This window comes from Phascolarctobacterium succinatutens YIT 12067 (assembly GCF_000188175.1).
GTDB lineage: Bacteria > Bacillota > Negativicutes > Acidaminococcales > Acidaminococcaceae > Phascolarctobacterium_A > Phascolarctobacterium_A succinatutens.
In genome coordinates, this window is sequence record NZ_GL830874.1 from 1 (window position 1) to 8172 (window position 8172).

6 protein-coding genes and 3 tRNA genes are annotated in these 8172 nt (G+C 47.4%); 2 read left to right on the forward strand and 7 right to left on the reverse strand.

Translation table 11 applies throughout. The features are described 5' to 3' along the window. Nucleotides 1-2 precede the first annotated feature (2 nt). The 7 genes from HMPREF9443_RS03840 to HMPREF9443_RS03870 form a co-directional block, all read right to left on the reverse strand. Nucleotides 3-79 (reverse strand) — tRNA-Asp (locus tag HMPREF9443_RS03840). Nucleotides 80-144: 65 nt separating this feature from the next. Beyond that, the gene (locus tag HMPREF9443_RS03845) at nucleotides 145-825 is read right to left on the reverse strand and encodes a hypothetical protein (protein ID WP_009145200.1); all 681 of its coding nucleotides are present in this window, start codon (nucleotides 823-825) and stop codon (nucleotides 145-147) included. 1 nt (nucleotide 826) lies between these two features. Further along, nucleotides 827-1717: an amidohydrolase family protein gene (locus tag HMPREF9443_RS03850; RefSeq protein ID WP_009145201.1), complete on the reverse strand. Its 891-nt coding sequence runs from the start codon at nucleotides 1715-1717 to the stop codon at nucleotides 827-829. 33 nt (nucleotides 1718-1750) lie between these two features. Continuing rightward, on the reverse strand, nucleotides 1751-3061 hold the full coding sequence (locus HMPREF9443_RS03855; protein ID WP_009145202.1) for a uracil-xanthine permease family protein: 1311 nt from the start codon (nucleotides 3059-3061) through the stop codon (nucleotides 1751-1753). Continuing rightward, nucleotides 3061-3648: a xanthine phosphoribosyltransferase gene (locus HMPREF9443_RS03860; protein WP_040565016.1), complete on the reverse strand. Its 588-nt coding sequence runs from the start codon at nucleotides 3646-3648 to the stop codon at nucleotides 3061-3063. The genes HMPREF9443_RS03855 and HMPREF9443_RS03860 overlap by 1 nt, the downstream gene beginning before the upstream one ends. Before the next feature lie 144 nt (nucleotides 3649-3792). Then, nucleotides 3793-6246 carry an AAA family ATPase gene (locus HMPREF9443_RS03865; protein WP_009145204.1) on the reverse strand — a complete coding sequence of 818 codons (2454 nt, stop codon included), beginning with the start codon at nucleotides 6244-6246 and terminating at the stop codon, nucleotides 3793-3795. Beyond that, on the reverse strand, nucleotides 6243-7409 hold the full coding sequence (locus HMPREF9443_RS03870; RefSeq protein WP_009145205.1) for an exonuclease SbcCD subunit D: 1167 nt from the start codon (nucleotides 7407-7409) through the stop codon (nucleotides 6243-6245). The genes HMPREF9443_RS03865 and HMPREF9443_RS03870 overlap by 4 nt, the downstream gene beginning before the upstream one ends. Nucleotides 7410-7640: 231 nt before the next feature. Between HMPREF9443_RS03870 and HMPREF9443_RS03875 the strand changes: the two genes are divergently transcribed. Both HMPREF9443_RS03875 and HMPREF9443_RS03880 read left to right on the forward strand, forming a co-directional pair. Then, nucleotides 7641-7714, forward strand: a tRNA-Gln gene (locus tag HMPREF9443_RS03875). A 3-nt stretch (nucleotides 7715-7717) separates the two neighbouring features. Further along, nucleotides 7718-7792, forward strand: a tRNA-Glu gene (locus HMPREF9443_RS03880). Nucleotides 7793-8172: the final 380 nt, after the last annotated feature.

Below are 8172 nucleotides of genomic sequence, written 5' to 3' on the forward strand. Positions count from 1 at the left end.
ATTGGCGACCCGGATGGGACTCGAACCCACGACCTCCGCCGTGACAGGGCGGCATTCTAACCAACTGAACCACCGGGCCAATCAACTACGAATTACATTATACAGACTTAAACCTATTTTGTCAACATCTTTTTATACTTTTTTTTAATCTTCCAATGCAGCCATCAGTTTTTCCTCTATATGCACCTGCAAAGCCTGCAGCTTATCCTCCGCCGGCACGTTGCCAAGCACGTCAAAAGCGTCTGTGGTCAAGGGCAGATGATTCTTGCGCATTTCCGCAAACAGCTCATCACGGAAAATATTATAGGAAAAGTATATCTGATTGCCATGCTTAAAATCAGTATAATCCAAAAAGATAAAGGAACCATTGATATAAGGCAAGGGATTATCGGGTGTAATATACAGCTCATAATCGCCTACCTGAGCAGGCAGCGTACGCCAATAGTCCCACTGCTCAAAATGCAGCGCTTTCGCTTCATACGGCAGCGTATGCACGGTTTTCTTATCCATGCTGGCCAGAATATCCGGCAAACTCTTGCGCATCATGTCAGCAAAATGCTCGCGGTCACGACAAAAGAAACGCACGTCGCGGAACGTATGCAGGCCAACGGTTTTTACCGGCACATAGTCAAATGTTTCTTTTGTATAAGTCAAATCAAGACGGCAGTGCGATGCTTCATGCACATAGGCTGCAATATTCAAAATCTGCCCGTTGATACCGGAGCCCGGCACAAGGGTATAATCACCGATTGCTGCAGGCAGATTGCGCACAAAGTCCCAATCCTTAAGCCCTGTCTCTATTTCTTTGATATCAGGCTGTCCCATCTCAACCTCCGCACTTTTCCAGCAGCTTGCCGATTTTACTGTAAATCCTTACTGCATTGTTATAAAATACATCCTCGTGATAGCATTCGGGAACAACGTGGCTAATCATCCAGATATACAGGGGAATATTTACAAGCGGCCAGTCGCTGCCATACATGATTTTTTCATAATTACCAATATAATTCAGCCAAGTATGCAGCTGGCGCAAAAAGCCACGCTGTCTTTCGAGCAGCATCAGCGGTTTTGGATTGCCCTCCACCAGACCTGAAAGGTCAATGCATACGTTGGCGTTCTTGCAGGCCACCTCTGCCGCATCAGCAAACCAGGGGCAACCACAGTGCGCTATAACAAAGGTTACATCAGGAAACGCCACTGCCGCTTCATCAACAGTAAGCGGATGCGAATATTTCAAAAGACCGCTGGGCCAAGCTGTATCGCCTGTGTGAATTGCAACTGGCATATTATAGGCACGCGCCAGCTCAAACAGCGGCCAATGCCTTTTATCGTTGACATAGACAGCATTATAACCGGGATAGAGCTTGATGCCCAAACAATGCGGGTCCTTAATAAAGCGTTCAAATTCCTGCGCTGTTTTTTCCGCATTTGCTTCGGTTATAGCCTCGCTGTTTACACCCATGCAGTAACCCATGTTCTGCGGCTGATTGTAATGCGCCTCGTCAAAAGGCGCTGCAAGGTCAATCATGCGCGGTGTGACACCGCCGTATTTCGAAGACGTATAATTAGTGTTGCCCATAGCTACGGAAAAAGCGATATTGTTTTCTTCGCATATTTTCTGCCAGCAGGCCGCTGTATTTTCATAGCCTGCATTGGCTGCAACCTGCACAAAACCATCAACATTGTAATAATGCATATGGGCATCAATAATCTTCATTTGTAACCCCTCTTTATTTTAAAACACGTATCGTTATTCTTCTTCCTCTTTAGGCAGAATGATATTTAATACCATAGCCACGATAAAAACTACAGCTACACAGTTTTCTGCAAAAACATTCTTAATCAAATCAGGGAAAATCTTAAAAATTGCCGGTGTCTGAGTAAAGCCGATACCGATGCTGAGTGCCAAAGAAGCAATCGTTACATTACGGGTGTTGTAGCCGCAGTTGGCAATCATCTGCACGCCGCTGACTACGATAGAACCGAACATCATCAAGGTGCAACCGCCCAAAACAGCCTCCGGCAGAGATGCCAGCAGCACGCCCAGCGCTGGGAACAGACCTGCCATAATCATAATAACAGCACCTGTCATGATAGCAAAACGGTTAACAACCTTTGTCATAGCAATCAGGCCTACGTTCTGGCTGAAAGAGGTAATAGGCAGGCAGCCGAAAACGGAAGACAAGCTGCTTACCAGACCATCGCAGACAATAGAACCGGAAATTTCTTTTTCTTTAACATCGCGGCGCAGACCGATAGCAGTCATTGCGGAGGTATCACCAATGGTTTCGGTAGCGGAAACCAGGAAAATCAAAAAGAATGCAAAAATTGCATCGGGATGGAATTCCATGGTAAAAGGCATCAGCTGAGGAATAGCAATCAGCTTAACCTCAGCGAGCTTGCTCATGTTTACCATGCCCATAAAATAAGCAACTACATAGCCGACAATCAAACCAAAAAGCACGGAAAGCTGTTTATAGAAGGACTTGGCGAAAATATTGTAGGCAATGCAGCTTACCAAAGTAATCGTACCTACAATAATATAAGGAGCATCACCGAAGTTGGGGTTACCGAAGCCGCCGCCGAAGGAGTTAGCACCTACCGCCAACAGAGAGAAACCGATGGAGGTAACAACGGTAGCAGCAACAATCGGTGGAATCAGACGGCGCCAATATTTTGCTCCCAGACCTAAAAAGCCTTCCAGCAAACCGCCAACCAGTACCGCACCCATAACGCCGCCGTAACCGTATTTAGCACCGATAACACAGGCGATGGATACAAAGGTGAAGCTGATGCCCATAACGATAGGCAAACCACTGCCGACACGCCAGACAGGATAAAGCTGTATCAGCGTACCGATGCCTGCTACCAGCATTGCCGACTGCACCAGCGCACCGCTCTGCTCTACCGGCATTTTTACCACACCGGCTACAATCAGAATCGGAGCGATATTCGCTACGAACATCGCCAGAATATGCTGCAGGCCGAAGGGAATCGCCTTGCTTACAGAAATTTTTCCATCTAAGTCGTATATCGGATCAGTATATTGTTTTTCGCTCATTACTCTTCCTCATGTCTGAACACTACTGTGTTGGTTTTGGCATCCATCTTATCAATAATAGCTAAGGAATGCAGGTTGTAGCCGGCTTTGCGCAGCTTGTCGCCGCCACCCTGGAAGCCTTTTTCTACAGCAACGCCAACGCCCTCAACAGTGCCGCCGGACTGACGCACAATGTCAATAAGACCTTCCAGAGCACAACCGTTAGCCAGGAAGTCATCAATAATCAGCACGTGGTCGTTTTTAGACAGGAATCTTTTAGAAACAACAACGTCGTTTGTTTTGCTATGGGTATAGGAATAAATTTGAGTGAAGTAAACATCCTTATCCATATTGCTGCCGCTGGATTTCTTGGCAAACACTACCGGAACGCCAAAATACATTGCCGCAACGCAGGCAATACCGATGCCGGAGGCTTCAATAGTCAGGATTTTAGTAATATTCCTGTCTGCAAACAAGCGCTTTAATTCTTTACCAAGCTCCGCAACAAACGGCACATCAATCTGATGATTTAAAAAGCTGTCAACCTTCAGGACATTACCGCTTTTGATAACACCGTCATTAACAATTTTTTCTTCCAATAATTTCATCGTCAAGCCCTCCATACATTTTGTTTTTTAACTGCTGCTACGAACATGTCAGCAATCGATTTGCCTTTTAAGTATAAAGATTATTTTATCACACTGACAATATATGGTAAAGTAATTTTCTGCTTCCGCAGTGATATTTTTACCTTAATCCACCACCAGTGCGACTTCGCTGCCTGTCCCCTGTTGGCCGCGTTTTTTCCTGACGAGAATTTTTTTGTCAATCATTTCCTGCAAATCGTGTACATGCGAAATTATACCTACAAGGCGATGGCCTTCACTGAGTCCCTGAAGTGTAGCAATAGCCTGCTGCAGACTGCTGTCATCCAGTGAGCCGAATCCTTCGTCGACAAACATCGTATCCAACTGAATACCGCCTGCACAGGACTGCACCTCATCCGCCAGCCCCAGCGCCAACGCCAACGATGCCATGAAGGATTCGCCGCCGCTTAAGGTTTTGACGCTGCGCAGATTACCGCTGTAATAATCCTTAACCTCCAAATCAAGGCCTGTTTTGCTGTTGCCCGTCTTGCTGTCCGCATCCTGCATTTTGTCACGGCACAGCTCGTACTGGCCGCGGCTCATGTGCAGCAGCCTTACATTGGCGCGCTGCAGAATTTTATCGAAGTAGTGCATCTGCACATAGGTTTCCAGATTAACACGTTTTTTGCCGGTCAGGGTTCCGTTCAGCGTTGCGGAAAGGCTGTTGATCAAGCTGTACTCCGCTTCGCAGGCTGCCCTGCGCGCTTCGTAGCCGCTGACCTCCTGCTTAATCCGCTGGTTATTCTTAATGGCGGCATACAGCCGCTTATCCTGCAGCTCCAGCTCACGCTGTTGCACCAGCAGCTTTTCATGCTCCTGCTGCAGCTTCTGTTCATCCACATCCGTCAGCAGCTCATTCTGCTCGGCAAGCTGCTTTTTCAGCTCCTGCAGCTGTCCTTCGGCACCTGCCAGCTGCTGCCTTATGCTCTGCGCCGCAGCCTCCGCCTGCTTGTCGACAGCCTTCTGCTGCTCCAAAGTTTTCGCCAGCTTACGGTATTGCTCCACCTTTTCCTGCAAAAAGCCCATCTTCAGGCGCAGAGCCGTAATCTTATTGTTAACATCCTTCAGCTCTGACTGCGCTCTTTCGGCAATCAGCTTCAAATCGTCACAGCCAAGCAGCTCTACTCCCTTGCCTAGCAGCAAGGTTTTATCCAGCTCCAGATGCTCCTTTAAAGCCTTGCCTTCACCTATAAGGCCATCCCTTATTTTCTGAGCAGCCTCAGCTTTAGCGCGTGCCTGCTCAACATCATTTTCGGTAGGTGCATCCTGCGCCAGCTGCACAGGCTGCGGATGCTCGCAGGAACCGCAAACCGGGCAGGGCTTGCCTGGTTTCAGCTTATCGTGCGCCAGAAGGCCCGCCTGCGCGCTCAAAAATCTGTCAAAGCAAGTATCGCTCAGCTCATTAAGATGATTGAAATTATCACAGGCCTGCTTATACTCCTGACGCTTCTGCAGCAGAACAACCTCCTGCCTTTGGTAACGCTGCTGCATATCCTGCAGTTGCAGCAGCTCCCTTTGACGTGCAGCCAGCTGCTGCCTTTCTGTTTGCAGCTGTGCCAGCTCCACCTCGCCCTTTTGCGCTTCGTTGACCTCTGCCTCAAGCTTTTGCAGAGCCTCCTGTCTTTGCACTGCTGCAGCTGCTTCCTGCTCCAGTTGCTTTTGCATGCTTACCATTTTTGCTTCTGTTGTCTGCATATATTTTTCAAGCTGCTGCTTTTTAGCAATAGCGCCCAGGCTGTCCTGCAGCGCAGTCAGATTTTTCGTCACGATAGCCGCCGCTGCCGCCACCTGCTGCTGTTCCTTTTCGTCCAGAGCAGTAATCGTATCAACCAAAGTCAGTACTTCTTCAACACAGCCCTCGTAATGACGCAAAGCAAAGCTCTGCAGCTGCTCCGTATATGCGGGATAAATGCAGCTGATGCCGTTCAGCGCCTGCTCGCTTCGGCGCTGCTGCTCGGCAAATTCGTTACGCTTAGCCGCAGCATCCTGCTTCAGCTTATCCTGCAGTTGCTGGAAGAAATATGTATGAAATAAATCACGGAAGATTTTACTGCGCTCATCCGTATTGGTATCCAAAAATTTGCGGAACTGTCCCTGAGCAATCATCGTAATCTGCGTAAACTGCTTGTGATTAAGCCCCAACAGCTCCACTATGCTTTTATCTACCTCCGACATTCTGGTTACCGGAACGCGGTCATCGGGATAGTACAGCTCGGCACCGGCCTTCTCCTTCGTCATACCGGTGCCACGCTTCGCCGGACGACGGTACTCCGGGTTGCGTTTTACCCTGTAGCACTTGCCGCGGAAGGAAAACTCCAGCTCCACAAAGGTCGGCGTATCAGCATCCGCATATTGGCTGCGCAGCATGTTGGCATCACGCACACCGCCACTCGTCTGCCCGTACAAGGCATAGGAAACGGCATCAAAAATTACGGTTTTGCCGGCACCGGTATCACCGGTAATCAGATACAGTCCCTGCTCTCCGAGCTGGGAAAAATCTATCACGGTTTGCCCCGCATACGGACCAAACGCACTCATAATCAGCTTCAGCGGTCTCATAATACGTCACCTCCCATTTCCGACAGCAGATTAGTAAGATACTGCTTCTGCTCCTCGCTCAGCTTCTGATTGTTCTGCAGACGATAAAAATCATCAATAAGCTCTAACGGTGTTTTTTCTACCAAATCTTCCGTTACCTTCAGCTCCGCATTCGCCTGCGTGCGCTTATTGTCATAATCAAGCTGCAGCAAATTCCTATATACAGTCTGCAGGCGCTGCATAGCATTAGGAACATCGTTTTCATCCGTAAGCGTCAGATAATAAAAATCCTGCAGGAAGCCATTTGCATCCATCGGAAACATGGCATAATTCGGTCTTGCCATTAAATTCTCAAAGGTATCCTTTAAATAGCGCACCTCACGCAACGGCGTCAGCGGCAGCTGCGTAACCTTCATATTGCCTTTTTCGGCAAGCTCCACCATTGTTACAGACTTTTGCTGCTGCAACTCGCTGAAGGAATACTTCAGCGGTGTACCGCAATAGCGGATACGCTCATTACCGCCGACATTCTGCGGATTATGGATATGCCCCAAGGCCACATAATCAAAAGCAGCAAAAACCTCCGCACCGATATTATCCAGTCCGCCCACATTAACAGCCTCGCTGCCTGCGGTAACAGCGCCGGTGACAAACTGATGCGCAACAAGCACATTACGCTCCTCCTGTACCAGCGGTAGCTGCGACACAGCATATTTCACCGCATCATGATAGCTTGTAATCTCAGCTGCAGCCTCCTCCGGTGCCCAATGCTTCACAACAGCAGGCTTCAAAAAAGGCAGCAGGAAAATATTCACCCTGCCGAATTCATCCTCCAACACGAGCTTCTGCTCCTCACCGTTGTAGCTGCCCGCAAAATGAATGCCGCTGCCGCTCATCAGCTGCGCACCGAATGCCAAGCGCTCCGCCGAATCATGGTTGCCGCTGATGATGCACACAGGCACCTTGAGCTCCGCCAGCTGATTCAGAAAATTATCAAACAAAACGACAGCTTCTGCCGGCGGCACCGGTTTATCATAAATATCTCCGGCAAGCAGTACGCAATCAGGCTGCTTGGCGCAAATCATCTGTACAATACGTTGTAAAATATATTTTTGATCCTCATAAAGAGAAAATTCATCAAGTTTTTTTCCTAAATGCAGATCCGACAAATGTAAAAGCTTCATGCTATCACTCCCTGTCACGAATATTTATTCACTGTTATTTAATCGTTATATTATCTTGATTTTATCATGCTAAAGCATATGCGTCAATCTATACTTCAAACAAATGTTGCTAGTCCTCCAAAACTTTTTCTAAAAAAATTCTTCTTTTTTCAAAAAAAGTACTTGACCAACTGCTATCTATCTGCTATAATTGTTATTGTTCTGATGAGCGTGCTCAAAAAGAATCGCTACTCCGGGATGGTGTAATGGTAGCACAAGTGACTCTGGATCATTCGGTCTGGGTTCGAGTCCTAGTCCCGGAGCCAAATGGCGCTATGGTCAAGCGGCTAAGACGTCGCCCTCTCAAGGCGAAATCAAGGGTTCGATTCCCTTTAGCGCTACCAGAAGTTAACGCTGATGCATAAGCATCAGCGTTTTTTATTGTGTAAATGTAAAGCAAGCATAAACCGCATCTTGTTATGCGGTTTTTTTGTGCGCAAGAAGGAGAAAATCAGTTAAAAAGTTTTGTGACTGAAAGGTAGCGCTCTATAACGCTGATGCTCTGTTATCAGATTTTTGTACGGAAAATATCAATTTTGGTATCTTAATCCCCCTATGCCAATCATAATTTTCATATTTGAAAAGCCATGTCTTACCGAAAATCAGTAAAACATGGCTTTTTCTGTAAATCTGCGTTAGTCCATTACTTATGCTTAAAGATTCCCTGGACTAATGCTATATTTTTATTATTCGGCTCATTGTATAATGAAATTGCACACCTGAA

Coding starts and splice junctions, on each gene's coding strand:
- HMPREF9443_RS03845 (WP_009145200.1), bottom strand. CDS start 825: ATGGGACAGCCTGATATCAAAGAAATAGAGACAGGGCTTAAGGATTGG.
- HMPREF9443_RS03850 (WP_009145201.1), bottom strand. CDS start 1,717: ATGAAGATTATTGATGCCCATATGCATTATTACAATGTTGATGGTTTT.
- HMPREF9443_RS03855 (WP_009145202.1), bottom strand. CDS start 3,061: ATGAGCGAAAAACAATATACTGATCCGATATACGACTTAGATGGAAAA.
- HMPREF9443_RS03860 (WP_040565016.1), bottom strand. CDS start 3,648: ATGAAATTATTGGAAGAAAAAATTGTTAATGACGGTGTTATCAAAAGC.
- HMPREF9443_RS03865 (WP_009145204.1), bottom strand. CDS start 6,246: ATGAGACCGCTGAAGCTGATTATGAGTGCGTTTGGTCCGTATGCGGGG.
- HMPREF9443_RS03870 (WP_009145205.1), bottom strand. CDS start 7,409: ATGAAGCTTTTACATTTGTCGGATCTGCATTTAGGAAAAAAACTTGAT.